The organism is Pseudomonas fitomaticsae (assembly GCF_021018765.1).
Classification (GTDB): domain Bacteria; phylum Pseudomonadota; class Gammaproteobacteria; order Pseudomonadales; family Pseudomonadaceae; genus Aquipseudomonas; species Aquipseudomonas fitomaticsae.
This window is the reverse complement of the sequence record NZ_CP075567.1, coordinates 5696362-5722528: the sequence shown is the minus strand read 5'-3', so window position 1 is coordinate 5722528 and position 26167 is coordinate 5696362. Positions and strand designations below refer to the sequence as shown.

Here is a 26167-nt window from a genome sequence, read left to right as displayed (position 1 = left end):
TTTCTTAACTCATTGATTTATATAGATTTATTTCGTGTTTCAAAGTTGGCACAGCGTTCGCAATATCTCCGGTAACCCTGCTGACAAGACACGCAGCAGACTTTCCAGAAAAACAGGAGTTACTCGTATGAAGAAGTTCGCTATCACTGCCGCTGCTGCTACCGCGCTGACCCTGACCATGGCCACCGGCGCATTCGCCCAATCGACTCAGGCCACCCAGGCGCCAATGACCCTGGCTGCCGGTGAAGTCACCAAAGCGAAAGAAGCTACTTCCGATACCTGGATCACGACCAAAGTAAAAGCGGATCTGGTAACCGAAAAAGGTATTCCAGGCACTGACATCAAAGTTGAAACCAACAAAGGTGTCGTGTCGCTGTCCTCCACGGTTGCCGTGACCGACTCGCAAAAAGAAATGGCGGTTGCCATCGCCAAGAAAATCAAAGGCGTGAAAGCGGTCTCCGCTGACGGCCTGAAAGCCGAGTAAGGCAAGACTTCTCGCCTGGACCGGGAGAAGACGCGACAGGCGGGCCGAGCCATACGTCTGCCGCACTTTAGAGTTCATGCGAACGGCCACACGGAATGTGGCCATTACAGGCCCCGGCACATGTGTCGGGGCCTGTTCTATTTCAGAGGCAGGAAAGTGGGGAGATCAGTTGCCGCGCTTGCTGTTGATCTGTTTCAGGCGATTGCCTTCGAAGCGCAGGTATTGGTACATGCCGTTGCTCGGGCCGTAGGTCCATTCCTCGACCTGAAATTCTTCACGACGGTTGGCACTGCGCTTGTAACCGAGCAGATCACGACTGACCGGCTCACCGCATTTTTGCAGCACCTCGCTGGCACGGTCACCAAGGCTCACCAACTGGCTGCCGCAGCGCAGGGTATCGGACGCTGCCGCCTGGCTGACGATCAACGCCAGCCCCAGCGCAGTCAACCATTTGCGGCTTATCACTCGGCGTCCAGATGCATTTGTGTCACCACTCGGCCGTCGCTCTCCGCTTCGCCGAGATTGGCGTCGATGAAGTACACACGATCGTCGGCCAGTTGGCCCTTGTCCACCAGATAGTCCTTGATGCTGCTGGCCCGGTCCTGACCGAGCTGGCGCAGCAGCACATCGCTGGAGCTCCAGAACTTGATCACGTCGGCGCGCATTTTCGCGGTGCGTTCTTCCTTGCCCAGATCCTTCCATTCGGCCGGTGGCTGGGTTTTCAGACGGGTGCGATAGATGCCCTCGAGCAGCGGACCTTTTTCGTTGTCCGGTACCTGGATCAGCGACGCCTGTGCCGGCACCTTGTCGCCCCGGCGCTGGAGCATCTTGTAGTAGTTGTACTGGTATTCACGTTCCAGGCGCTGTTCTGCAAGCAACGGACCGTCACTGCTTTTTGCCGCGGTGCCTTCGATTTCCAGGCGCAGCGCCGGACGCTCCTTCAGCGCTTGCGACAGTTTCACCAGCGCCGCTTCGGCGTCTTTGCTCAGGTCACTGGAACCCGGTGCGAAGGACACGGTGCCGAGGTCTTCGGAACCACCACCGCTGACCAGCCCACCGATCAGCTTGAACGGTGCGGCGGCGGCCTTGACGATCAGGTTGCGCAGGGTCTGCCAGACAATCGGCATCACGCTGAATTGCGGGTTGTTCAGGTCGCCGGTGACCGGCAGCTCGATGGAGATCTTGCCGTCGACGTCCTTGAGCAGGGCGATTGCCAGTTTCAGCGGCAGGCTCACGGCATCCGGGCTGTCGACTTTCTCACCCAGTTGCAGCTGCTCGACCACTACCTTGTTCTCGGCCTTGAGCTGGCCTTTGGTGATCAGGTAATGCAGGTCGAGGTTGAGCCGGCCCTTGCGGATCCGGTAACCGGCGAACTTGCCGGAGTAGGGCGTCAGGGTGGTCAGTTCGACCCGTTTGAAACTGGTGGCGATGTCGAGGCTGGCCATCGGGTCGAATGGATTGACTGCGCCCTTGATGGTCACCGGCGCATAGCGGTCGACCTTGCCTTTGACGTCGACACTGGCGGGCTTCGCCTGACGGCTGTCGATGGTGCCGATCTGGCCGTTGAGCTGTTGAATCGCAGTGGCAAAGTTCGGGGTCAGGCTGAAGTCGGCGAAGTTGGCCGAGCCGTCGTTAATCGCGATGCCTCCGATGTGAATGCCCAGCGGTTTGTCATTGCTCGCAGGTTTCGCCGCGGCGGTCTTCGCCCCGGAATCGGCCGGCTGCGGAATCAGCAGGTCGTCGATGTTGGTGGTGCGGTCATCGTTGATCATGAACCGCGCATACGGCTGGAACAGGTTGACCTTGTCGATCGACAGGCTGTCGCCATGCTGATAGTTCAGGCCTTCGACCACCACTTGCTGCCACTTGAGGAAGTCGCGGGTTTTCAGGGTGTCGAGGGTGTGCAACTGATCGACCTGAGCGCGACCGGTGACGCTGAGGGCCAGTGGGGCAGTGCTTTTCAGGTTCACTTTCAGGTCACTGCCGAGCATGCCGCTGCGCAGTTCGAGACGAATGAACGGGTTGATGTAGGACTGCGCGACCCGCAGGTCGATGTCCTGGGTTTTCACGTTGAGCTGCGCGGTGACCGGGGCCAGATTGACCACGCCGTCGGCGCTGATCTTGCCTTGCTTGCCCAGGCCGGTGTCGAGTTTGAGGTTGAAAGGCGAGCCGTTGAGGCTGTCGAAATTTTGCAGGTCGACGTTCAGCGGGGTGACATCCAGATTGACTTCCGGCTTTGCCGAGCGATCGGCCAGATGCACTTTGTAGTCACGCAGTTGCACGTCCTTGAGCAGCACTTGCCATGGCTTGCTCGGCGCGGTCGGCTCGGGTTTCGGCGAGTCGGCGGCCGCCGGTGTGCTTGCAGGTTCCGCAGCCGCTTTGGCGGCGGGTTTCGATGGCTGGCTGGCGAACAGTTTCTGCCAGTCCAGTTGTCCGTCCGCTTCCAGCGCAGCCCAGGTTTCCAGTTTCTGGCTGCGGATCTTGCCGACCACCACTTGCTGTTTGGCCAGATCCACGGTGGTTTCGCTGACGTCGAGACGCTCGAGTTTCGCCAGCGGGCGTCCATCCGGCGCCTTGATGGCGAACGGCGCGATGTTGACCGCGACGTTGCTCAGCAGCAGTTCGGTTTCCTTGGACAGATTGAGCTTGTAGTCGGTGCTCAGGCTGACGACACCCTCTTCCAGCACCAGTGGCACGGCGTCGCGCACATAAGGCCAAAAGGCTTTCATCTTGCCGTCGGTGATCTTGAGGGTGCCTTCGGAAGCGATCGGAACCAGGCTGAAATTGCCTTTCCAGTCGATCTGCCCACCGGCCGGGCCGATCGCGACGAGGGTCATGTCGGCGTTGTCTTCGGGCAGGGTGCTGAGGTTTTTCAGCTCGAAATCGAGCTTGTCGTAAACGAATTCGATAGGCTCGCTCGGGCGCGCATCCACGAAGTGCAGGTTGCCGCCGGCCAGCTGGATACGGTCGATGCGCAGCGGAAACGGTTTGGCGTCAGGGTCGGCCGGGGTAGGCTCGCTGGCCGGGAGCTTGAACAGACCGAGAAGATTGAGCTGGCCGTCCTTGGCGAACAGGATCTCGGTTTTGGATTTTTCCAGTTCGATGTCGGACAGATGCAGGGCTTTGGTCCACAGGCTGTCGAGTTGCAGGTTGGCGTACAGACGTTCGAAGCCGACCTGTTCCTTGCCCGGCTCGCCGATCACCAGGCCCCACAGCGTGAGTTCAAGGCTGAACGGGTTGAGTTCGATGCGCTGCAGATGCGCCGGCACCGTGGCGTAGTTGGCCAGTTGCTGATTCACCACCCTGAGCGCAATGCCCGGCAAAATCAGGAACCCCAGCAGGCTGTAGAGGGCCAGGGCAGTCAACAGGGCGCCAATCGCGCGAATCAATCCTTTGGGCATGTGCGGCTTCATCTGTCTGAATCGGAGTGCCTTGGAGTATGGCACGCGATTCCGGTTCCGAAGTACATCGCGCGCGACAGGATTGTTCAGATTTGTCTGCAACTTCTGTAGGCGCTTGCGAAGGCTGTTCCTGCAGGGGCAAAGATCAGAGCTGCAGAATCAGTGTCTTCAACGGCGGTTGTTGATCCTGCGAAGGGAAGTCGGCACCTGGCGTCATCACGCTCCATTCACGCACCGGCCGCCCGGCTTTTTCGGCGCAGCGCAGCACCTGTTCGCGCCAGTCATCCATGCTGACTTTCGCCAGATTGTTGCAGCAGATCAGCACGCCATTTTCGGCGGTAGTCAGCAGGGCAGGCTTGAGCAGGCTCTGATAATCGCGCAGCAGGTCGACGGTGCCGAACGCGCTCTTGGCCCACGCGGGCGGGTCGAGCAGCACCAGATCGTACTGGCGCTGTTCGAGGCGCTGATAGCTCGGCAGTTTCTGCCCGCGACGCTGACTGATCGGCAGGCCGGCCAGTTGGCGGATCGCCGGGAAGTAGTCGGACTGGATGAATTCCATGGTCGGCAGTTGCGGGTTGAGCTGACCGTTCTCGCGCCCCACTGCCAGATTGCCCTCGGCGAAATCCAGGTTGCACACTTCGCGCGCACCGCCGGCCGCTGCGCTCAGACCGACGCCGCAGGTGTAGGCGAACAGATTGAGCACGCTTTTGCCCTTGGCGTGATCCTTGACCCAGCCGCGGGTGTTGCGCAGGTCGAGAAACAGCAGCGGATCCTGCCCGGCATGACGTCCACGCACACGATAATTCAGGCCCCATTCGTGGCCGACCAGATCGGCCAGCGCGGCGTCGTCGGCGCGGTAGACGCTGTCTTCACGGTCAATTCGCGAGTTGCCACGGGAGCGGTCGTTGTAGACCAGCAGGGTTTCAAGGCCCAAGGTCTGGTTGACCATGGCGTGCAGTTGCAGCAGGTCTTCGCGCGCCAGGGTCTGGTGGAAGCTTTGCACCATCAGTTGCGGGCCGTAGCGATCGATGGTCAGGCCGCCGGCGCCTTCCTGGCTGCCGTGGAACAGCCGATAGCAGTCGGTGCCCTGGCGGTGCAGCTCGGCGAGCAGATCCTGGCGTTGATCGAGGGCGGCGCGCAGCGCCAGGTTCAAGGAAGACATGCGGGCGCCTTGCTGGAGGGAATCGGGGCGCGGGAGTTTAGCAGCAACTCGGTTGCAAGCGGCGAGCTTCAGGCTTGAGGCTCGCCGCTTGCAGCTGCGCTTACTGGTTCAGGCGTTTGTCGATCAAGCCCTGCACCACGCTCGGATCCGCCAGCGTCGAGGTGTCGCCGAGGCTGTCGAGTTCGTTGCAGGCGATCTTGCGCAGGATCCGCCGCATGATCTTGCCCGAGCGGGTTTTCGGCAGGGCCGGGGCCCACTGGATCAGGTCCGGTTTGGCGAAGCTGCCGATTTCCTTGCTGACGTGGGCCAGCAGTTCTTTCTTCAGTTCATCGTTGGGCTCGGTGCCGTTCATCGGTGTGACGAACGCATAAATCCCCTGGCCTTTGACGTCGTGGGGATAACCGACCACGGCGGCCTCGGCGATGCTGTCGTGCAGCACCAGCGCGCTTTCCACCTCGGCGGTGCCGATGCGATGGCCGGAGACATTGATCACGTCATCAATGCGCCCGGTGATCCAGTAATCGCCGTCCTCGTCGCGGCGGGCGCCGTCGCCGGTGAAGTAGTAACCGGGGTAGGGCTTGAAGTAGGTGTCGACCATGCGCTGCGGATCGCCGTACACGCTGCGGATTTGCGCCGGCCAGCTCGATTTGATGGCGAGCACGCCACTGCCGGCGCCCTTGATTTCCTTGCCGTGCTCATCGAGCAGCACCGGTTGTACGCCGAACATCGGCTGGGTGGCGCAACCCGGTTTGATCCGCTGGGCGCTGACCAGCGGGCTGAGCATGATGCCGCCGGTTTCTGTCTGCCACCACGTATCGACGATCGGGCAGCGTTGTTCACCTACGACGTTGAAATACCATTCCCACGCTTCCGGGTTGATCGGCTCACCGACACTGCCGAGCAATCTGAGGCTTTCGCGCGACGTTTCCTGCAAGGGGCCGGCGCCTTCACGCATCAACGCGCGCAGGGCGGTGGGGGCGGTGTAGAAGATGTTGACCTTGTGTTTGTCGATCACCTGCCAGAACCGCGAAGTGCTCGGATAACTCGGCACGCCTTCGAAAATCAGCGTGGTCGCGCCGTTGGCCAGCGGGCCGTAGACGATATAACTATGGCCGGTGACCCAGCCGACGTCGGCGGTGCACCAGAACACTTCGCCATCGCGGTAGTCGAGGACGTACTTGAAAGTCATCGCCGCTTGCAGCAGGTAGCCACCGGTGCTGTGCAGCACGCCTTTGGGTTTGCCGGTGCTGCCGGAGGTGTAGAGGATGAACAGCGGATCCTCGGCGTCCATCGGTTCCGGCGGGCAATCGTCGCTGACGTCGCGCACAGCCTGGTGATACCAGAGGTCGCGGCCTTCAACCCAGTCGACTTTGTTCTGGGTGCGCTCGACCACTACGACGGTGCTGACATTCGGGCAACTCTGCAGGGCCTTGTCGACGTTCTGTTTCAGCGGCACGAACTTGCCACCGCGCACGCCTTCGTCGGCGGTGATCACGGTGCGGCAGTCGGCGTCGAGAATGCGGTCGCGCAGGGAGTCCGGGGAGAAACCGCCAAACACCACCGAATGAATCGCGCCGATCCGTGCGCAGGCGAGCATGGCGTAGGCGGCTTCGGGGATCATCGGCATGTAGATGCACACCCGATCGCCTTTCTTCACGCCACGGCTTTTCAGCACGTTGGCCAGGCGGCAGACGTGGTGATGGAGTTTGCTGTAGGTGATTTGTGTCGATTCGGCAGGGTCGTCGCCTTCCCAGAGGATGGCGGTCTGATCGCCGCGCGTTTCCAGGTGGCGGTCGATGCAGTTGTAGCTGACGTTCAACTTGCCACCGGCAAACCAGGCGGCTTCGCCGGTCTTCAGGTCATAGCGCTGGACGGTCTGCCACGGTGTGCTCCAGTCGAGGAAGCGGGTGGCCTGTTCGGCCCAGAAGGTGCTGGGGTGTTCAATGGATTCGCGGTACAGGCGCTGGTAGTCGTCCTGACTCAACTGTGCAGCCCGGCGGACGGCATCGGCTTTGGGGAACGTGCTGATATCGAACATGACGGTTCCTTATTCTTGTTGTGCGACAAGGATAAAGATGCGCCGAGAGCGGTGAGGGTTCAATACCCGTAAACAAACACCCCCTCATGGCGAGGGGGTGTGTTCAGGGCTGGATCAGCCGCGGTGACGGCCGCGGAAGTAGTTGATCAGGCCTTGGGTGGACGCGTCCTCAGCCGCGGTTTCTTCGCTGCCGACCAGGCGGTTGTAGACGCCCTTGCCCAGTTCCTTGCCCAGTTCCACGCCCCACTGGTCGAAGGCGTTGATGCCCCAGACCACGCTTTGCACGAAGACTTTGTGTTCGTACATCGCCACCAGTGCGCCGAGACGACGCGGGCTGATGCGCTCGACCACCAGGGTGTTGCTCGGACGGTTGCCCGGGATCACCTTGTGCGGTGCGAGTTTCTGCACCTGGTCTTCGCTCATGCCCTTGTCGCGCAGTTCCGCTTCGGCTTCCGGCAGGGTCTTGCCGAGCATCAGCGCCTGGCTCTGCGACAGGCAGTTGGCGTACAGCCACTGGTGGTGGTCGGAGACCGGGTTGAAGCTGACGATCGGCACGATGAAGTCGGCCGGGATCAGTTGGGTGCCCTGGTGCAGCAGCTGGTGATAAGCATGCTGACCGTTGCAGCCGACGCCGCCCCAGATCACTGGGCCAGTGTCGGTCGACACCGCGGTGCCGTCCTGACGCACGCTCTTGCCGTTGGATTCCATGTCCAGCTGTTGCAAGTGCTTGGTGATGTTACGCAGGTAGTGGTCGTACGGCAGGATCGCGTGACTTTGCGCGCCCCAGAAGTTGCCGTACCACACGCCGAGCAGGGCCAGCAGCACCGGCATGTTCTGTTCGAACGGCGCGCTCTGGAAATGCTGGTCCATGGTGTAGGCACCGGACAGCAGTTCCTTGAAGTTGGACATGCCGATGGCCAGCGCGATTGGCAGGCCGATGGCCGACCACAGCGAGTAGCGACCGCCGACCCAGTCCCACATCGGGAAGATGTTTTCTTCGCGGATACCGAAGGCCACGGCTGCCGCGTTGTTGCTCGATACGGCGATGAAGTGGCGATACAGCTCGGCTTCCGAACCACCCTGGGCCAGGTACCAGGCACGGGCGGCCTGCGCGTTTTTCAGGGTTTCGAGGGTGTTGAACGATTTCGACGAAACGATGAACAGCGTGGTCTCGGCGCGCAGTTTTTGCGTCAGCTCGTGGAACTCGCTGCCGTCGATGTTCGCCAGGTAATGGCAACGCACGCCTTTCTGGGCGTAGGACAGCAGGGCTTCGGAGACCAGTTCGGGGCCGAGGAACGAACCACCGATGCCGATGTTCACCACGTCAGTGATCGGCTTCTCGGTGTAACCACGCCACAGACCGTCGTGGATGCGGCCCACGAGATCGGTGATCTGGTTCAGCACCTTGTGTACTTCAGGCATCACGTTGACACCGTTGACCGACAGCTTGTCGCCGACCGGGCGACGCAGGGCGGTGTGCAGCGCCGGGCGGCCTTCGGAGGAGTTGACGATTTCGCCGTCGAACAGCGCCTTGATCGCGCCCTTGAGATCGACTTCGTTGGCCAGACCCACCAGCAGGTTGCGGGTCTCGGCGTTGATCAGATTCTTCGAATAGTCGAGAAACAGTCCGCAGCTGCTGAGAGTGAACTGATTGAAGCGCTGCGGATCGGCGTTGAAGGCTTCGCGCATGCTGAAATCCTGCATGGCTTGGCGGTGATCTTTCAACGCTTGCCAGGCAGGCAGAGCGGTAACGTCATGAGGAGTGCGGTAGTACGCCATCGCTGCGGTTTTCCTTTTTACTTGAACGGCCTTTTGAACTCTGAAAAGACCTCCCCGCCATGTTTGGGCGAGGGGGCAACTGCGTCGACACGATTACTTTGGCGCAGGGCGAATACAGTAAACCCAGCGCTGCGTTCTGTCTTGGCTTTGTCTGACCTGTTTTCGGTACTTTTTTAACATTGATAACAGTCGGAGCCGACAGACGGCGGGTAATGCGAGCAAGTCCCTGCTTATCGCGTGGAGTCGAACGGCGGGCAGTTTGCCCGATGGACAGGTGCTCAGCAATACAGTCTGGAAGTGCGTACAAACGCTGTGGGAGCGGGGTTGCTCCCACAGTGTTTGCCGGTGTTCAGGCGGGGGTATCGAGATTCAGGTGCAGGTTGTCGATCAACCGGGTGGTGCCGAGGAAGGCCGCAACCAGAATCACCAGGTCACGATCCTCCGCCATCGCCGGACGCAGGGTCAGGGCGTGGCGGATTTCCAGGTAGTCCGGACGCAGGCCGGCGGCTTCCAGTTGCTGGCGTTGCGCCTGGATCAGGGCAGGGAAGTCGCGCTCGCCCTGCTTGATCGACTCGGCAATGGCACTCAGGGTGCGATAGACCACCGGCGCCACGGCGCGCTGTTCTTCACTGAGGAACCCGTTGCGCGACGACAGCGCCAGACCGTCGGCGGCGCGTACGGTCGGCTCGCCAATGATCTGGATCGGCATGTTCAGGTCGTGTACCAGCGCGCGGATTACCGCCAGTTGCTGGAAGTCTTTCTGGCCGAAGATCGCCAGGTCCGGCTGGACCATGTTGAACAGCTTGCTGACCACCGTCGCCACGCCTTCGAAATGCCCCGGACGGCTGGCGCCGCACAGGCCTTCGGAGAGTTGCGGCACGCTGACCCGGGTCTGCCCGGCCATGCCGTCGGGGTACATTTCTTCGACGGTCGGGGCGAACAGCAGATCGCATCCGGCTTCCAGCAGTTTTTCCTGATCCGCCGCCAGGGTGCGCGGGTACTTGTCGAGGTCTTCGCCGGCGCCGAACTGCAGCGGGTTGACGAAAATGCTCGCAACCACGAAGTCCACACGCTGGGTCGCCTTGGTGATCAGGGCAATGTGGCCGCTGTGCAGGTTGCCCATGGTCGGCACGAAGCCGATGCGCTTGCCTTCACTGCGGGCGCGCGCCACGGCGGCGCGCAGTTCACGTACGGTTTTGACGGTGTTCATGCAGAGAATCCGTGTTCGATCCCGGGGAAAGTGGTGGCTTTGACTTCACTGACGTAAGCCTTCAGCGCGGACTGGATGCTGTCCTGACCCTGCATGAAGTTCTTCACGAATTTCGGCACGCGGCCGCTGATCGACAGACCGAGCATGTCGTGCAGTACCAGCACCTGACCGTCGGTGTCGCTGCCGGCGCCAATGCCGATCACCGGAATCTTCACGGCCTGACTGATTTCAGCCGCCAGTTCGCTCGGCACGCATTCGAGCAGCAGCATGGCCGCACCGGCTTGCTCAAGCGAGATCGCGTCGGCGCGCATCTGGCGTGCCTGGTTCTCGTTGCGACCCTGCACTTTATAGCCACCGAGAATGTTCACGGCTTGCGGGGTCAGGCCCATATGGGCGCAGACCGGCACGCCGCGTTCGGCCAGCAGGCGGATCGAGTCCGCCAGCCACAAGGCGCCTTCGACCTTGACCATGTGCGCGCCGGCCTGCATCAGCAGAGCGCTGTTGGTCATGGTTTGTTCGAGGGTGGCATTGGCCATGAACGGCAGGTCGGCCAGGATCAGGGCATCAGAGTTGCCGCGTTTGACGCTGGCAACGTGGTAGGCCATTTCTGCGGTGGTCACCGGCAGGGTGCTGTCGTGACCCTGCAGGACCATGCCGAGGGAGTCGCCCACCAGCAGCACTTCGACACCAGCCTCGTTGCAGGCGTGGGCGAAGGTCGCGTCATAGCAGGTCAGCATGGTGATCTTTTCACCTTTCTGCTTGAGGCTCTGGAGCGTGGTCAGGGTGATGGCTGGCATGTAAGAAATCCTCGTTCAGGCGCTCTGGAAACTACTGCGAGTAACGCGCGTGATTCGTCATCTATTCAGGCGCACGCTCTTTTGTCGTGCTTATAAGGCCTGGATTGCGCCCTTGTATGCCGGGTTGGCGGCAGCGGGACGCCTATAGTCGTGATGAGACCTCAGGAAGTCAATTGCATGTGTTACCGCATTGTTACGCGGGGAGTGTTACCGGCGTTACTGATGCGATTCAGCGGGCCGGCGGGCCTGATCTGTGGGTTTTTTGTCCTACAAGAACGCAAAGTGCGGGAGCCGGTTGGCTCCCGCATCAGCGGTTTGTGTCAGGCCTGGGAGAGGCGTTCGAGGCCGACGAACGGGCAGGCTGCGAGAAGATCGGCAAGAGCACGGCCATCGGCCAGACGCAGATCTTCGGGCGCCAGTTCGGCCAGGGGATAGAGAACGAACGCGCGTTCCTGCATGTGGTAATGCGGGACTTTCAGGCGCGACTCGTCGATCAGCCGATCACCGAACAGCAGAATGTCCAGATCCAGCGTGCGCGGGCCCCAGCGCTCCAGGCGTTCGCGGCCCTGATCGTTTTCGATCGCCTGCAAGGCATCGAGCAGATCCAGCGGGGCGAGCGTGCTGTCGAGTGCGGCAACCGCGTTGGTGTAACGCGGTTGGCCCGGCAGCAGCGAGTCGCTTTGGTAGAAGGCAGACACACCGACCAGTACAGTGTCGGGCAATTGCCCCAGCGCGTCGACCGCGCTGCGCAGTTGTTCGGCCGGGTCAGCCAGGTTGCTGCCCATGCCGATGTAGATGCGTTCCATGCCTTATTCGCCCGTGGCGCTCGGTGCGCCGGCGCGTTTGCGCTTGGAACCGCTGCTGCGGCGACGTTTGCGCGGTGCGCCACTGGCGTCATCACCCTTACCGCTGAGGTCGCGGATCATGTCGCGGCGTTCGCTGTCGTTGGCGTCCTGATAATCGGTCCACCATTCGCCCAGGCCATCGGTCTGCTCGCCGGCGCTTTCACGCAGCAGCAGGAAATCGTAGCCGGCGCGGAAGCGCGGATTGTCCAGCAGCAGGTCGGCGCGTTTGCCGCTGCGGCGTGGCAGGCGTTCCTGCATGTCCCAGATCTCGCGGATCGGCATGGTGAAGCGTTTTGGAATCGCGATGCGCTGGCACTGTTCGGCAATCAGTTCGTGAGCGCCTTCCTGCATGGCCGGAATCGGCGGCATGCCTCGCTCTTGCAGACGCAACACGCGGGCTGGCAGGGCAGGCCATAGCAGCGCGGCGAACAGGAACGCCGGGGTTACCGGTTTGTTCTGCTTGATCCGCAGATCGGTGTTGGTCAGTGCTTCGCTGATTAGCGTGTGGGTGTATTCCGGGTTGTGTTCCAGCGCATCGGCACTGGCCGGGAACAGCTGTGCGAACAGTTGCAGGTCGACCAGCATCTCGAAGGTGATCGCGCCATGACCGGAGAGGAACAGCTTGAGCACTTCCTCGAACAGGCGGGCCGACGGGATCTCGCGCAGCATCGGCGCCAGTTCGCGAATCGGCTGGACGGTGTGCTTCTCGATACCGAAATTGAGCTTGGCGGCGAAACGCACGGCCCGCAGCATCCGCACCGGGTCTTCCTGGTAACGCTGCTTCGGGTCGCCGATCAGACGGATCAGGTGGTTGCGGATGTCGTGCACGCCGTTGGCGTAATCGAGGATGCGCTCGCTGACCGGGTCGTAATACAGGGCGTTGATGGTGAAGTCGCGGCGTTGCGCGTCTTCTTCCAGGGTGCCGTAGACGTTGTCGCGCAGAATGCGCCCGCTCTCGTTGCGCGAGGACTGGTTGCTGTCTTCGTCGTCTTCGTTTTGCGGGTGATTGGCGCGGAAGGTCGCGACTTCAATGATTTCGCGACCGAAATGGATGTGTACCAGCTTGAAGCGGCGACCGATGATCCGCGCATTGCGGAATTCGGCGCGAACCTGCTCGGGGGTGGCGCTGGTGGCGACGTCGAAGTCTTTGGGCGTGATGCCCAGCAGCATGTCTCGCACGCAACCGCCAACCAGGTAGGCCTGGTAGCCGGCACCCTGCAGACGTTCGACGATATTGACCGCGTAACGGCTGAATTGCGCCTTCTGCAGCGAATGTTGGCCGCTGTTGAGGACTTCAGGCGTGCTACGGATGTGTTGCGTACGACGCAGGGGAGTTCGGAATGACTGGAACAGCTTCTTCAGCATGGGATGCACTGTTTGAAGGAATGTTCGGCCATACCAGAGAATGACCGCATGATGGGCCGGGATTCTAGCATTTAGTCGAGGGATGGTGTAGGACGCTGCCGTTTTGCGCTGCAAGCCGCAGGCTAGAGGGGGTGAAGATGAGTCAGAAGGGGGGATTTGCCGTAAAGGAGAAACTACAAGGGGAGCCGAAGCTCCCCAAGAAGTAGTTGCGTGCTCTTTTTATTATTGATTCGGGCTTCTTGTTTTTGTTGAGTGCCCTCGCCATGAAGCTTTTCCTTCATGACCCTCCCAATCGGGAGCCAAGAGCAAACGGATTGCTTTGGTCGCTGTGTTGCAGTGATCTTGCGATCCAACCAGTACAGGCTCTGTCTTAAGACAGTTTTTGTTGTTCTCGGCCTGGTCGTGGGGCTGGCCCCAAATACAACGCCTCTCCAAAAGAATCAGTTAGCTGCGCCTCTCGCCGTCTTGTTTTTATTGTGCGTGAGTCGATTCGTCTTATTTTTATTGTCTTGTGCATTGCTTGTTATTGTTCTTGTACCAAACATATAGCAGGTGCCGTGCCAACTTTTGCGAACCCCAATAAAACAAGGGGTTAGATCGATATAACCGTTTTCGCAAGGCGAAAAAAAGCCGGGGTTTCGTTACCGATAACCCCGGCTTCTGTTACGTGAAAAGACTGAGGTAACAGTTTTTTCACATCTTCAACGGTAACCCGCACACTCGACAGGTAACGTTCAGCTCTCGCTGGCGACCCCGGTCTTGCGCCTTGGAATGCCCAGGCGCTGGCGACGTTCCCACAGGCATTTGCGGCTGACGCCCAGTTTGCGCGCCAGTTCGGTCTCGGTCATGTGGTCCTGATGCTCGAGTACGAAATGCTGGAAGTAGTCTTCCAGTGACAGGTCTTCAGTCGGTTCGTGGCTGCTGTTGCTGGCGTTACCGGCCGTTTGCGCCGGCAGGCCAATGAATTCGTCGTCCTCCAGGTCGCCCAGCTCGATGTCGATGCCCAGCAGGTCGGCAGAGATTTCCGGGCTTTCGCTCAGGATGACGGCGCGCTCGACGGCGTTTTCCAGCTCCCGCACGTTACCCGGCCAGGAATAGTGACGAATTGCCTGTTCGGCATCGGCGGCAAATTTCAGGTCGGTGCGGTTGATGCGGGCGCTCTGACGAGCGAGGAACGCATTGGCGATTTCGTTGACGTCGGCGCCGCGCTCGCGCAGGGCCGGCAGTTTCAGTGCGATCACGTGCAGGCGGTAGTACAAGTCTTCACGGAACTGGCCGATTTTCGCCAGGCTCTTGAGGTCCCGGTGGGTCGCGGCGATCAACCGGACATCGACTTTCTGCGATTGCACCGAGCCCACCCGGCGAATTTCGCCTTCCTGCAAGACGCGCAGCAAACGAGCCTGAGCTTCGAGTGGCAATTCGCCGATCTCGTCGAGGAACAGCGTGCCGCCGTCCGCCGCTTCCACCAGACCGGCGCGACCGGCGCTGGCGCCGGTGAACGCACCTTTCTCGTGACCGAACAGTTCGGACTCGATCAGGCTTTCCGGGATGGCTGCGCAGTTCACCGAGATCATCGGTGCCTTGGCGCGTTTCGACAGGTTGTGCAGGGCGCGGGCCACCAGCTCTTTGCCGGTACCGGATTCGCCCTGGATCAGCACATTGGAATCGGTCGGGGCGACTTTACGGATCTTGCCGTAAAGATCCTGCATCGGCGGACAGGAGCCGATGATGCCGATTTCGCCATTGCTGTTGTCGATGGCGGATTTGCCGCTGCCATTGGCCGATTTGGCCGGAGCTGCTTCGCCGGCAGCAGGTGCTGACTGGCGATCACGCAGGATCCGCGCGACAGCCTGAAGCATTTCATCGTGGTCGAAAGGCTTGGCGATGTAATCCACCGCGCCCATCTTCATCGAGTCGACCGCCGAGCGCAGGCTGGCGTAGCTGGTCATGATCAGCACCGGCGTGCCCTGGCCGAGCTTGATCAGTTCGGTGCCCGGAGCGCCCGGCAGTCGCAGGTCGCTGACGATCAGATCGAATGTGGGAATACTGAAGCGTTCTTGTGCTTCCTGCACTGAACCGGCTTCGCTGACCTGGTACTGGTTGCGTTCCAGCAGGCGGCGCAAGGCGGAGCGGATAATGGTTTCGTCTTCGACGATCAAAATGTGCGGCATTGATTCGATACTCTCGACGGTCTCAGTTCACAGCGGACGTCGCTTCGACATGGCGCGGCAATGTCACCCGGATACGGGTGCCGCGCTGGCTCTGAACATCAGCCGGGCTGTCGATGGTGATTTGTCCATAATGCTCTTCAACGATGGAATAGACCAGTGCAAGGCCCAGACCGGTGCCTTCGCCAGGATCCTTGGTGGTGAAGAAGGGTTCGAACAATCGGTCCATGATGCTCGACGGAATACCGCTGCCTTCGTCTTCGACGATCAGATCGACCGTGTGTTCGCCGGCTTCGCTCTTGACCCGCACCGCACTGCCGGCAGGCGAGGCGTCACGGGCGTTGGAGAGCAGATTGATCAGCACCTGGGCGAGACGCTGCGGGTCACCTTCGACCCAGTGATCGGGATCGCACAGGTTGTAGAACTGCACTTCGAAATTGCGTCGGTTCAGGGCCAGCAGGCCGATGGCGTCCTGAGCGACTTCCGCCAGACAGACGGGCTCGTCGCTATGCTGATGGCTGCCGGCGTGGGCGAAACTCATCAGCGACTGGACGATGCGTGACACGCGTTTGGTCTGCTCGAGGATCTGGCCGCTGATTTCTGTCAGCTCACCATCTTCTTCGCGCTCTTCCCGCAGGTTTTGCGCGAGGCAGGCGATGCCGGTGATCGGGTTGCCGATTTCGTGAGCAACACCCGCCGCGAGTCGGCCGATGCTGGCCAGACGCTCGGAGTGCACCAGTTTATCTTCGAGCATCTGGGTTTCGGTCAGGTCTTCCACCAGCAGCACCAGGCCACTGTTGCCCGGCGCCAGCGGTTCGTCGATCGCCGCTTTGTGCAGGTTGAGCCAGCGGGTCTGGCCGTCGAGGGCCAGATGCTGTTTGTGCAAGTGCTCGTCGGGCAAGTGGATGAAGCCTTGCAGCAGATCTTTCCACGGATTGGCGATGGTGCTCAGGCGCGAGCCGACCACTCGCTGCGCGGCAATTCCGGTCAGTTCCTCCATGGCCTTGTTCCACATCAGGATCTCCTGATCCTTGGCCAGCGAGCAGACGCCCATCGGCAGTTCCTGCAAGGTCTGGCGGTGGTAGCGGCGCAAGGCGTCGAGTTCGGCGGCCAGACCAGTCAGGCGCGAGTGGTAATCCTCGAGGCGGCTTTCGATGAAGTGGATGTCTTCGGTGACGTAGTTTTCGCCGCCGGCCTTGTACGGCAGGAAGGTTTCCACCATGTCCTGGGCGACGCTCGGGCCCATCAAGCCGGAAAGGTTGGCTTCGATCCGGTCGCGCAGGCGGCGCAAGGCATAAGGGCGGCGCTCGTCGAATGGCAGATAAAGGTCGCGCAGGGCTTGTTCGACTTCTTTCTGCGCAGCCTTGGCGCCCAGCGGCTTGGCCAGTTGCGTGGCGAATTCCTGCGGCGAGGCCGCATGCAGCTCCCGGCGTTGCGGACGGCGTACGTTATCCACAGCGCAGGCTTCGGCGGCGCTGGCCTCTTCCGGGCTGGCATTGGTGAACAGTGAAATCAGCGTGAACATCAGGACGTTGGCCGCCAATGAGGCGATGGCTGCCATGTGCCAACTGGTGTCATCCAGCACGTAGATCATGTTCAACAGCGGAATATAGAAACCCTGCAGATTGCCGACCAGCGGCAACAGCATGGTCACGACCCACACCACAATCCCCGCCAACAGACCGGCGATAAAGCCGCGGCGATTGGCGGTCGGCCAGTACAGCACCGACAGCACACCCGGCAGGAATTGCAGGGTGGCAACGAAAGCGACGATGCCGAGGTTGGCCAGATCCTGCTCGGCGCCGAGCATCAGGTAGAAGCAGAAGCCGGCCATGATGATCGCGACGATCAGCGCCCGGCGGGTCCATTTCAACCAGCGATAGATATTGCCCTCGGCCGGTGGCTGGTAGAGCGGCAGCACCAGATGGTTCAGGGCCATGCCCGACAGCGCCAGCGTGGTGACGATGATCAGGCCACTGGCCGCCGACAGACCGCCGACATAGGCCAGCAACGCCAGCGACTTGCTGTTGGCGGCGATGCCGATGCCGAGGGTGAAATATTCCGGATTGGTCGTGGCGCCGAGTTTCAGACCGGCCCAGAGAATCAGCGGCACGGCCAGGCTCATCAACAGCAGGAACAGCGGCAGGCCCCAGCTCGCACTCACCAGCGAGCGCGGGTTGAGGTTCTCGGTGAAGGTCATGTGATACATGTGCGGCATCACGATCGCCGAGGCGAAGAACACCAGCAGCAACGTGCGCCACGGGCCTTCCTGCAACGGGGTGTGCAGGGCGGCGAGGGCGGTCTGGTTCTGCAGCAGCCACAGTTCGAGCTGTTGCGGGCCGTCGAATACGCCGTACAGCGCGTAGAGGCCGACGCCGCCGAGGGCGGCCAGTTTGATCACCGATTCGAAAGCAATCGCGAACACCAGCCCTTCGTGCTTTTCACGGGTGGCGATATGACGGGAACCGAAGAAGATCGTGAACAGGATGATCAGCGCACAGAACGCCAGGGCCACGCGATTCTGCACCGGTTCGCCGGTGAGGATACCGATGGAATCGGCCACGGCCTGGATCTGCAATGCAAGCAGCGGCAATACGCCGATCAGCATGAAAATCGTGGTCAGCGCACCGGCCCAGGTGCTGCGAAAGCGGAAGGCGAACAGGTCTGCCAGCGACGACAATTGATAAGTGCGGGTGATCTTCAGAATCGGATACAGCAGCACCGGCGCCAGCAGGAACGCGCCGGATACCCCGAGATAACTGGACAGAAAGCCGTAGCCGTACTGATAAGCCAGGCCGACCGTGCCATAGAACGCCCACGCACTGGCGTAGACCCCCAGCGACAGGGTGTAAGTCAACGGATGGCGAATGATCGCCCGCGGGATCATGCCCCGTTCACTGATCCAGGCCACGCCGAACAACGCGGCCAGGTAGGCGGCGCTGATCAGCAGCATCTGGGTCAGGCTAAAGCTCATCGGCATCTTTTTGGCTCTGCAGGATGAAGGTCACGACAATCAGGATCAGCCAGAGCAGATAAGGGCGATACCAGGCGCCCGTAGCGTCGATCCACCAATCCATGATGGCGGGAGAAAACAGGTAGATCCCCACGACCAGAAGCAGGACCAAGCGATAGATGTACATCCCGGCCTCTCTTTTTTATGCGCGTGCCCGAAAACGTGCGGCGATGGTAACGGATGGGTGCGCCACTGCAAGTGTCGTCACAGCAGTTGCGCTTCGGGCAAGGTCAGTGTGCGCGGGATTTTCAAGGCATCCCAGTGGGCGCTGCCCCAGTTCAACAGTTCCTGCGGCGAGGCGTGGGCCAGCTCGGGCCCCGGGTTTTGCCCCAGTGCGCGCAGGGCCCGTAGCAACAATGGCGTGGCCTGATCGGCTTCCAGCGGTGGCGAGCGATAGGACTTGCCGAGCTTGTTGCCGTCCGGCTGGGTAATCAGGGGCAAATGCAGATAGCGCGGTTGGCGCAGGCCCAGCAGTTCCTGCATATAGAGCTGACGCGGTGTGGAGTCGAGCAGATCGGCGCCGCGCACGATGTCGGTGATGCCCTGCCAGGCGTCGTCCAGTACCACCGCCAGTTGGTAAGCGTAGAGGCCGTCGCGGCGGCGGATCACGAAATCACCCACGTCACGGCCCAGATGCTGGCGGTATTCGCCCTGCACCCGGTCGATGAAGTGGTATTCCAGCTCCGGCACGCGCAGGCGAATTGCCGCGTCTTCCTGGCCATGGCCGGCATTGCGGCACAGTCCCGGATAAATGCCGTGGTACGGCTCCAGTTGTTTGCGCGAGCAGGTGCAGGCGTAGGCGAGGCCGTGATTGAACAGGCTGTCGAGCACTTGCGCGTAGGCCTCGTGCCGATCGCTCTGGCGGACCATGTCGCCGTCCCATTCGAAGCCATAGCTTTCCAGCGCCTTGAGAATCGCCGCTTGCGCGCCCGGTTCCTCGCGAGGCGGATCGAGGTCTTCCATGCGCACCAGCCAGCGGCCATTCACCGAGCGGGCATCCAGATAAGAAGCGAGCGCCGCTACCAGCGAACCGAAGTGCAGGTGTCCACTGGGGGTCGGGGCAAAGCGGCCAATATAGGCGGGGGAGGTGTTGGCAGTCATGAGAGCGATGCTACTAGAGAGTCAAAAAACAGCAGAAACAAAAACGGAGCGTTCGCACGCTCCGTTTTTCGTTCAGGCCGGGATTATTTGCCGACCTGCTTTTCCTTGATTTCCGCCAGGTTCTTGCAGTCGACGCACATGTCGGCAGTCGGGCGGGCTTCAAGGCGCTTGACGCCGATCTCGATGCCGCAAGAGTCGCACCAGCCGTACTCTTCGTCTTCGATCAGTTGCAGGGTCTTGTCGATCTTCTTGATCAGTTTGCGCTCGCGGTCGCGGGCGCGCAGCTCGAGGGCGAACTCTTCTTCCTGGCTGGCACGGTCGGCCGGATCAGGAAAGTTGGCCGCTTCGTCTTTCATGTGATCAACAGTGCGGTCGACTTCCTGCATCAAGTCCAGTTTCCACTTGGTCAGGATCTTGGTGAAGTGCGCGCGCATTGGAGCGCCCATGTACTCTTCGCCCGCTTTCGGGACGTAGGGTTCGAAACCGCTGAGTGTCTGACTTGCCTGTTGCTTTGCTTGGGTGGGCATGAAATGGACCGCCTCTACTCTTGTAATCCATTGCGCAGGATTGCTCCATCACCGACACCTGCCGGCCCTGCGGCTGCAAGCGGGCGAACTTACCAGATCAATTCGGCCCGCGCTACTCCCGGATGTCGAGCGCGCGGCCGGTGGGGCTTGCAAATGTTTGCCAAGCCATGTCCGGCAATGTTGCAGACCTGCTCAATCACTGATTTTAGTCAATCCTGGAGCGTACGCTCGGGTCGTTACAGTCCAGTGTTCTTGAGGCTGTGACCGCTACGGGTTCTCGCTCGTTCCGGCAGATGGGTAGAATCGTTTCTTTTCCCTCGTTGAAGGAAGGCCAATGGCTCAGCCCTACAGTGCGCGCAGTCGTGCGATCGAACCGTTCCATGTGATGGCGTTGCTGGCGCGGGCCAATGAATTGCAGGCCGCCGGCCACGACGTGATCCACCTGGAAATCGGCGAACCGGACTTCACCACCGCCGAGCCGATCATCCGCGCCGGCCAGCAAGCCCTGACGGCGGGGAAAACCCGCTACACCGCGGCCCGTGGCATTCCCGAGCTGCGCGAGGCGATTTCCGGTTTCTATCAAACGCGCTACGGCCTGAACATCGATCCTCGACGGATCCTCATTACTCCTGGCGGCTCCGGCGCGTTGCTGCTGGCCAGTGCGTTGCTGGTGGATCCGGGCAAACACTGGCTGCTGGCCGACCCCGGCTATCCTTGCAACCGGCATTTTCTGCGGTTGGTTGAAGGCGCGGCGCAGCTTGTGCCGGTGGGCCCGGACGTTCGCTATCAACTGACGCCGGACCTGGTGGCGCGCCACTGGGATCACGACAGCGTCGGTGCGCTGGTCGCCTCGCCGGCCAACCCGACCGGTACGATTCTGACCCGCGATGAACTGGCCGGGTTATCCACAGCCATCAAGTCTCGTCACGGGCATCTGGTGGTGGACGAGATCTATCACGGCCTGACTTACGGCACCGACGCGGCCAGTGTGCTGGAAGTGGACGACAGTGCATTCGTCCTCAACAGTTTCTCCAAATATTTCGGCATGACCGGTTGGCGTCTCGGCTGGCTGGTGGCGCCGGATGCGGCGGTCAGTGAACTGGAAAAACTCGCGCAGAACCTCTACATCAGCGCGCCAAGCATGGCCCAGCATGCGGCACTGGCCTGTTTCGAGCCGGACACCATCGCGATTCTTGAAGAGCGCCGTGCCGAATTCGGCCGCCGTCGCGACTTCCTGCTGCCGGCACTGCGTGAACTTGGGTTCAACATCGCCGTAGAGCCAGAAGGCGCGTTTTATTTGTATGCCGATATCAGCCAGTTCGGCGGCGATGCCTTCGCGTTCTGCCGGCATTTCCTTGAAACCGAGCATGTAGCGTTTACTCCAGGTCTGGATTTCGGTCGCTATCAGGCCGGCCATCATGTGCGTTTTGCCTACACGCAAAATCTCCCTCGCTTACAGGAAGCGGTGGAACGCATCGCCCGTGGCTTGAAGAGCTGGCAAGGCTGATGCGCTTTCATCCTCCACTCGAAGAAGGTCGGTTGATCCGCCGTTACAAGCGCTTTCTCGCCGATATCGAAACCGTTGGCGGCGAGTTGCTGACCATTCATTGCCCGAACACCGGCTCGATGCTCAATTGTCAGGTCGAGGGCGGGCAGGTCTGGTTCAGTCGCTCCAATGACCCCAAGCGCAAACTGCCTGGCACCTGGGAAGTCGGGGAAACTCCACAGGGCCGGCTGTTTTGCGTGAACACCGGGCGCGCCAACGCACTGGTCGAAGAAGCCTTGCAGGCCGGCGTCATCAGTGAATTGAACGGGTTTACCGGGCTCAAGCGCGAAGTGGCATACGGACAGGAAAAGAGCCGGATCGATTTTCGCCTCGACTATCCAACGGGCCCGGCCTACGTGGAAGTGAAAAGCGTCACGCTCGGTTTCGACGGCACGGCGGTGGCGGCGTTTCCCGATGCAGTGACAGAGCGCGGCGCCAAGCATTTGCGTGAGCTGGCGCATCTGGCCCGGGACGGGATTCGCGCGGTGCAGTTGTACTGCGTCAATCTCACGGGTATCGAGGCGGTGCGTCCTGCCGAGGAGATCGACTCGGCCTACGCCGCTGCGCTGCGTGAGGCGGTGGCGTGCGGGGTCGAAGTCCTGGCGTACGGCGTGCGTTTGAGCCATGAAGAAATGGTGATCGACCGGCGCCTGGACGTGCTGCTCAACGGTTAAACATCGATCCACAGCCCTTGCGCGTCTTCACGACAAGGGATGGCCGTCAGCGATTGCCCGGCGCACGGGCCGGCGACGCATTCACCGTCCTCGATCAGAAACAGTGCGCCGTGGGTGGCGCACTGGATCAGGCTGTTGCTCGGGTCAAGAAACTGGTCGGGCTGCCATTCCAGGCCAACGCCCCGATGCGGGCAGCGATTGAGATAGACGTAGGCCTGCCCCGCGCGGCGCACGGCAAACAGTTTTTTTCCGTGGATATCGAAACCGCGACTGCCGTCCTCAACCAGATCGGCACCCGCGCAAAGAAACTTCATGGCTATCCTCAAATGTCGGCTCGTGTCCGGATATGTCCGAGCTTGACGTTCAAATGCAAACAATTATCAAATGGCCGCCTTCGCCCGTGGCGAGGTGACCGCTGCCGAGGATACTTGGCCTGCCGTCCCGATGCCCGGGAAAACCTTTCAAGGAAGCTGTCTATGCGCCTGAGTACCCGCGTTGCCGTGCTGTGTGTCGGACTTTTGGTCAGCCACCAGGCTGCAGCGGCCGAGTTGCCGCAACGTTGGGTCAGCGCCGGCGGCGCCTTGTCGGAGTGGGTGAGTGCGCTGGGCGGTGAGGCGAAACTGGTGGGCGTCGACACCACCAGCCAGCATCCCGAGTCTCTCAAGTTGCTGCCAAGTATCGGCTATCAGCGCAGCCTGTCGGCCGAAGGCATCCTCAGCCTTCGCCCGGACATCCTCATCGGCACCGAAGAAATGGGCCCGCCGCCAGTGATCTCGCAGGTTCGCAGCGCCAAGGTGCAGGTGGAATTGTTCTCGGCTCAGCCGGATCTGCCAACGCTGGAGAAAAACGTTACCCATCTGGGGCAGTTGCTGGGCGCCGAAAGCCAGGCCACGCAATTGCTGCAAAGTTATCAACAGCAACTCGATGCGCAAAAGGCGCGAGTGGCTGAAGCGCAGACCCGGCAGAAAGCGCCGGGGGTGCTGTTGCTGCTCGGGCATGCCGGCGGCAAACCGCTGATCGCCGGCAAAGACACCGCCGCCGATTGGCTGCTGCAACAGGCGGGCGGGCACAACCTTGCAACCCACACCGGTTACAAGCCGTTTTCCGTGGAGTCCCTGGCCAGTCTCGATCCCGAAGTGCTGGTGTTCGCTGACCGTGCGCTGACCGGCGAGGCGGCGAAAGCGGCGCTGTTCAAGGAAAATCCGATCCTCAATTCCAGCCGTGCGGCCAAGACCGGACGCGTGCTGGAGCTGGACCCGACGCTGCTGGTGGGCGGCCTCGGGCCGCGTCTGCCGGCTGCGCTGAAGACCCTGTCTGACGGTTTCTACCCGGCCAAGAGCGGCCAATGACCACGCTGGTCAAACCTCGTGGCTTGTTTATCGGCCTGGTCCTGCTGTGTCTGCTGGCGATCTGGCTGTCGCTGGCGCTGGGACCGGTGAGTCTGCCGTTGTTCGATACCTTGCGCGCTGCGCTGCGCATGATCGGTGTGCCGCTGGCGCCGGACGGGCTGGAACAGGCTGAACTGATTCTCGGGCAGATTCGCCTGCCGCGTACGTTGCTCGGGCTGGCAGTCGGCGGTGTGCTGGCGCTGTCCGGGGTGGCGATGCAGGGGCTGTTTCGCAATCCTTTGGCCGATCCTGGGTTGGTGGGTGTATCCAGTGGCGCGGCGTTGGGTGCGGCGGTGGCGATTGTCGGAGGTTCGTTTTTTGGCGGATTGCCCGAGTGGTTCGGGCCTTATCTGCTGTCGGTTTGCGCGTTCCTTGGCGGGCTCGGCGTGACGGCGCTGGTGTATCGACTCGGTCGCCGCAACGGGCAGACCAATGTCGCGACCATGCTGCTGGCGGGTATCGCTCTGACGGCGTTGGCCAGCTCGGCGGTGGGGCTGTTTACCTATCTGGCCGACGACGCGACATTGCGCACGTTGACGTTCTGGAACCTGGGCAGCCTTAACGGCGCGAGTTACGCGCGGTTGTGGCCGCTGTTGATCATCACCGCCGGTGTTGCACTCTGGCTTCCACGTCGGGCGAAGGCGCTCAATGCGTTGTTGCTCGGCGAATCGGAAGCCGGGCATTTGGGGATCGATGTCGAACGGCTCAAGCGTGAATTGGTGTTCTGCACGGCGTTGGGCGTCGGCGCGGCGGTTGCAGCGGCGGGCATGATCGGTTTTGTCGGGCTGGTGGTGCCGCATCTGGTGCGCTTGCTCGCCGGACCCGATCACCGGGTACTGCTGCCGGCATCGGTGCTGGCCGGGGCCAGTCTGTTGCTGCTGGCGGATCTGGTGGCGCGGCTGGCGCTAGCGCCGGCGGAGCTGCCGATCGGCATCGTCACCGCGTTCATCGGTGCGCCGTTCTTCCTTTATCTGCTGCTGCGAGGGCGTGCCTGATGTTGCGTGCGCACAATCTGCACATCCGACGTGGCCGCAAGACCGTTCTGGCCGATGTCAGCCTGCAACTTGAACCGGGCGAAGTGCTTGGCGTGCTGGGGCCGAATGGTGCCGGCAAAAGCACCTTGCTCGGCGCGTTGTGCGGTGAGCTGAGTGTCAGCGAGGGGGAAGTGCTGCTGGACGGTGAGGCCTTGAGTCATTGGAGCGGCACTCAGCGCGCCCAGCGGCTGGCGGTGTTGCCGCAGGTATCGACGCTGGATTTCGCCTTTCGTGTTGAAGAGGTGGTCGGCATGGGGCGTCTGCCTTATCAGAGCGGGCGGGTGCGCGATGATGAGATCGTCGCTGCCGCATTGCGGGCGGCCGATGCCGGGCACCTGAGTGGCCGCAGTTATCTGGCGTTGTCCGGCGGCGAGCGTCAGCGGGTGCATCTGGCGCGGGTGCTGGCGCAGCTCTGGCCGGGGCAGGCGGGGCAGACCTTGCTGCTGGATGAGCCGACCTCGATGCTCGATCCGCTACATCAACACACGACGCTGCAAGCGGTGCGCGAATTTGCCGATCGTGGCGCGGCGGTGCTGGTGATCTTGCATGATCTCAACCTGGCGGCGCGTTATTGTGATCGCATCTTGCTGCTTGAAGGCGGGCGGCCGGTCGCACTGGATACACCGCAGCAGGTGCTGCGCCCGGAATCGCTGAAGGCGGTTTTCGGTCTGGAAGTGCTGGTGCAACCGCACCCGGAGCGCGGGCATCCGCTGATCATCGCCCGCTGATTTCGTCATCGAGGTGAGGGTATGCGCAGGATTTTGCTGTTGGCGGTGTTGTGGCTTGCAGGTTGCCAGCATGTTGCGGCGCCGCCGGTCGTGGGCGATATCCGTGATCTGCGCAGCGGCGAGAGTCTGACGGCGCAGCAATTACTGACGCAACTGAGCAGACCGTCGCGGCTGATCATTGGCGAACAGCATGACAACGCCGATCACCATGCCATTCAATTGTGGTTGTTGCAGAACCTCGAAGAAGCGCGACCCCAGGGCAGTCTCCTGCTGGAAATGCTGACACCCGATCAACAGTCACGGGTCGATGACGTGCGCCATGCCGCAACGCCACCGGCTGATCTTCCCGCTGCATTGGCCTGGCAGGACGGTTGGGACTGGAATCTCTACGGACCGATTGTGCGGTTTGCCCTGACGCAACCCGGGCCGTTGCTGGCGGCTAACCTCGATAACATCGAAATTCGCGCGTTCTACCGCGATCCGCCGGTTCTGAGCGGTGAGCGCAGCAACGCCAAATCTGTGAAAGAGACGCTGTTGGAGCAGATCGGCGATTCTCACTGCGGCTTGCTGCCGTCATCACAAATGCCGGCGATGCTGGCCGTTCAGCAACAACGGGATCGGCGCATGGCTTCGCGTTTGTTGGCGGCGCCCGCGCCTGCCTTGTTATTGGCGGGGGCGTATCACGCGCGCAAGGATGTGGGGGTGCCGCTGCATGTGCTGGATCTGGGGGCGCCCGAAGCGCCGACGGTGCTGATGCTGGCGGAGCAGGGCAGTCAGATTACGGCGGCGATGGCTGATTATGTCTGGTTCACACCGGCCACACCGAAGCCGGATTACTGTGCCGAGATGCGCACACAGTTCGGCAAGAAATGACTTTTCCACAGGCAAAAAAAAGACCCGGTAAAAA

At 61.4% G+C, this 26167-nt stretch carries 22 protein-coding genes; 7 read left to right on the top strand and 15 right to left on the bottom strand.

Translation table 11 applies throughout. The features are described from left to right. The first annotated feature begins 127 nt into the window (after positions 1-127). Positions 128-484 (top strand): BON domain-containing protein, encoded by a 357-nt coding sequence (locus KJY40_RS25875; protein WP_230733565.1) that lies wholly within the window; start codon positions 128-130, stop codon positions 482-484. A 165-nt stretch (positions 485-649) separates the two neighbouring features. Here KJY40_RS25875 and KJY40_RS25870 read toward each other — a convergent pair whose 3' ends face one another. The 14 genes from KJY40_RS25870 to dksA all read right to left on the bottom strand — a co-directional run bounded on the left by KJY40_RS25870 (position 650) and on the right by dksA (position 19890). Beyond that, positions 650-946 carry a DUF2845 domain-containing protein gene (locus KJY40_RS25870; protein WP_230737763.1) on the bottom strand — a complete coding sequence of 99 codons (297 nt, stop codon included), beginning with the start codon at positions 944-946 and terminating at the stop codon, positions 650-652. Continuing rightward, complete coding sequence (locus KJY40_RS25865) at positions 946-3897, bottom strand: DUF748 domain-containing protein (protein WP_230733562.1); 2952 nt, start codon at positions 3895-3897, stop codon at positions 946-948. The genes KJY40_RS25870 and KJY40_RS25865 overlap by 1 nt, the downstream gene beginning before the upstream one ends. Before the next feature lie 133 nt (positions 3898-4030). Further along, positions 4031-5047 (bottom strand): class I SAM-dependent rRNA methyltransferase, encoded by a 1017-nt coding sequence (locus KJY40_RS25860; protein ID WP_230733560.1) that lies wholly within the window; start codon positions 5045-5047, stop codon positions 4031-4033. Positions 5048-5147: 100 nt separating this feature from the next. Continuing rightward, positions 5148-7085, bottom strand: a complete 1938-nt coding sequence (gene acs, locus KJY40_RS25855; RefSeq protein WP_230733558.1) for an acetate--CoA ligase — start codon at positions 7083-7085, stop codon at positions 5148-5150. A 114-nt stretch (positions 7086-7199) separates the two neighbouring features. Continuing rightward, positions 7200-8864 (bottom strand): glucose-6-phosphate isomerase, encoded by a 1665-nt coding sequence (gene pgi / locus KJY40_RS25850; protein ID WP_085612637.1) that lies wholly within the window; start codon positions 8862-8864, stop codon positions 7200-7202. A gap of 349 nt (positions 8865-9213) precedes the next feature. Further along, a complete protein-coding gene (gene panC, locus KJY40_RS25845; protein WP_230733556.1) occupies positions 9214-10074 on the bottom strand; it encodes a pantoate--beta-alanine ligase in 861 nt (286 codons plus the stop codon). Then, positions 10071-10871: a 3-methyl-2-oxobutanoate hydroxymethyltransferase gene (gene panB, locus KJY40_RS25840; protein WP_039771642.1), complete on the bottom strand. Its 801-nt coding sequence runs from the start codon at positions 10869-10871 to the stop codon at positions 10071-10073. The genes panC and panB overlap by 4 nt, the downstream gene beginning before the upstream one ends. Before the next feature lie 320 nt (positions 10872-11191). Continuing rightward, entirely contained in the window at positions 11192-11677 is a 486-nt protein-coding gene (gene folK / locus KJY40_RS25835; protein ID WP_230733554.1) for a 2-amino-4-hydroxy-6-hydroxymethyldihydropteridine diphosphokinase, read from the bottom strand. Positions 11678-11680: 3 nt separating this feature from the next. Beyond that, positions 11681-13081: a polynucleotide adenylyltransferase PcnB gene (locus KJY40_RS25830; protein WP_230733552.1), complete on the bottom strand. Its 1401-nt coding sequence runs from the start codon at positions 13079-13081 to the stop codon at positions 11681-11683. Between the two features lie 734 nt (positions 13082-13815). Then, positions 13816-15252 (bottom strand): sigma-54-dependent transcriptional regulator, encoded by a 1437-nt coding sequence (locus KJY40_RS25825; RefSeq protein ID WP_085689794.1) that lies wholly within the window; start codon positions 15250-15252, stop codon positions 13816-13818. 22 nt (positions 15253-15274) lie between these two features. Continuing rightward, entirely contained in the window at positions 15275-18229 is a 2955-nt protein-coding gene (locus KJY40_RS25820; RefSeq protein ID WP_007959612.1) for a sensor histidine kinase, read from the bottom strand. Then, on the bottom strand, positions 18213-18389 hold the full coding sequence (locus KJY40_RS25815) for a hypothetical protein (RefSeq protein WP_003176118.1): 177 nt from the start codon (positions 18387-18389) through the stop codon (positions 18213-18215). The genes KJY40_RS25820 and KJY40_RS25815 overlap by 17 nt, the downstream gene beginning before the upstream one ends. 77 nt (positions 18390-18466) lie before the next feature. Further along, positions 18467-19363, bottom strand: a complete 897-nt coding sequence (gene gluQRS, locus KJY40_RS25810) for a tRNA glutamyl-Q(34) synthetase GluQRS (protein ID WP_230733550.1) — start codon at positions 19361-19363, stop codon at positions 18467-18469. 83 nt (positions 19364-19446) lie between these two features. Further along, positions 19447-19890 carry an RNA polymerase-binding protein DksA gene (dksA, locus tag KJY40_RS25805; protein WP_007959616.1) on the bottom strand — a complete coding sequence of 148 codons (444 nt, stop codon included), beginning with the start codon at positions 19888-19890 and terminating at the stop codon, positions 19447-19449. Positions 19891-20224: 334 nt separating this feature from the next. On the opposite strand from dksA, the gene KJY40_RS25800 reads away from it, so the two are divergent. Together KJY40_RS25800 and sfsA are read left to right on the top strand one after the other, a co-directional pair. Continuing rightward, on the top strand, positions 20225-21397 hold the full coding sequence (locus KJY40_RS25800; protein WP_230733548.1) for a pyridoxal phosphate-dependent aminotransferase: 1173 nt from the start codon (positions 20225-20227) through the stop codon (positions 21395-21397). Then, on the top strand, positions 21397-22110 hold the full coding sequence (gene sfsA, locus KJY40_RS25795) for a DNA/RNA nuclease SfsA (RefSeq protein ID WP_221535420.1): 714 nt from the start codon (positions 21397-21399) through the stop codon (positions 22108-22110). The genes KJY40_RS25800 and sfsA overlap by 1 nt, the downstream gene beginning before the upstream one ends. Here sfsA and KJY40_RS25790 read toward each other — a convergent pair. After that, a complete protein-coding gene (locus KJY40_RS25790) occupies positions 22107-22424 on the bottom strand; it encodes a Rieske (2Fe-2S) protein (protein WP_230733546.1) in 318 nt (105 codons plus the stop codon). The two genes, sfsA and KJY40_RS25790, sit on opposite strands and share 4 nt — an antisense overlap. A gap of 162 nt (positions 22425-22586) precedes the next feature. On the opposite strand from KJY40_RS25790, the gene KJY40_RS25785 reads away from it, so the two are divergent. From KJY40_RS25785 to KJY40_RS25770, 4 genes are read left to right on the top strand one after another with little or no spacing between them, the layout of a single operon-like run. Beyond that, a complete protein-coding gene (locus tag KJY40_RS25785) occupies positions 22587-23459 on the top strand; it encodes a heme/hemin ABC transporter substrate-binding protein (RefSeq protein ID WP_230733544.1) in 873 nt (290 codons plus the stop codon). 50 nt (positions 23460-23509) lie between these two features. Next, positions 23510-24493, top strand: a complete 984-nt coding sequence (locus KJY40_RS25780) for a FecCD family ABC transporter permease (protein ID WP_170928972.1) — start codon at positions 23510-23512, stop codon at positions 24491-24493. Continuing rightward, positions 24493-25260: a heme ABC transporter ATP-binding protein gene (locus KJY40_RS25775; protein WP_230733542.1), complete on the top strand. Its 768-nt coding sequence runs from the start codon at positions 24493-24495 to the stop codon at positions 25258-25260. Before KJY40_RS25780 ends, KJY40_RS25775 begins: the two co-directional genes overlap by 1 nt. A gap of 21 nt (positions 25261-25281) precedes the next feature. Then, complete coding sequence (locus KJY40_RS25770) at positions 25282-26133, top strand: ChaN family lipoprotein (RefSeq protein WP_230733540.1); 852 nt, start codon at positions 25282-25284, stop codon at positions 26131-26133. Positions 26134-26167: the final 34 nt, after the last annotated feature.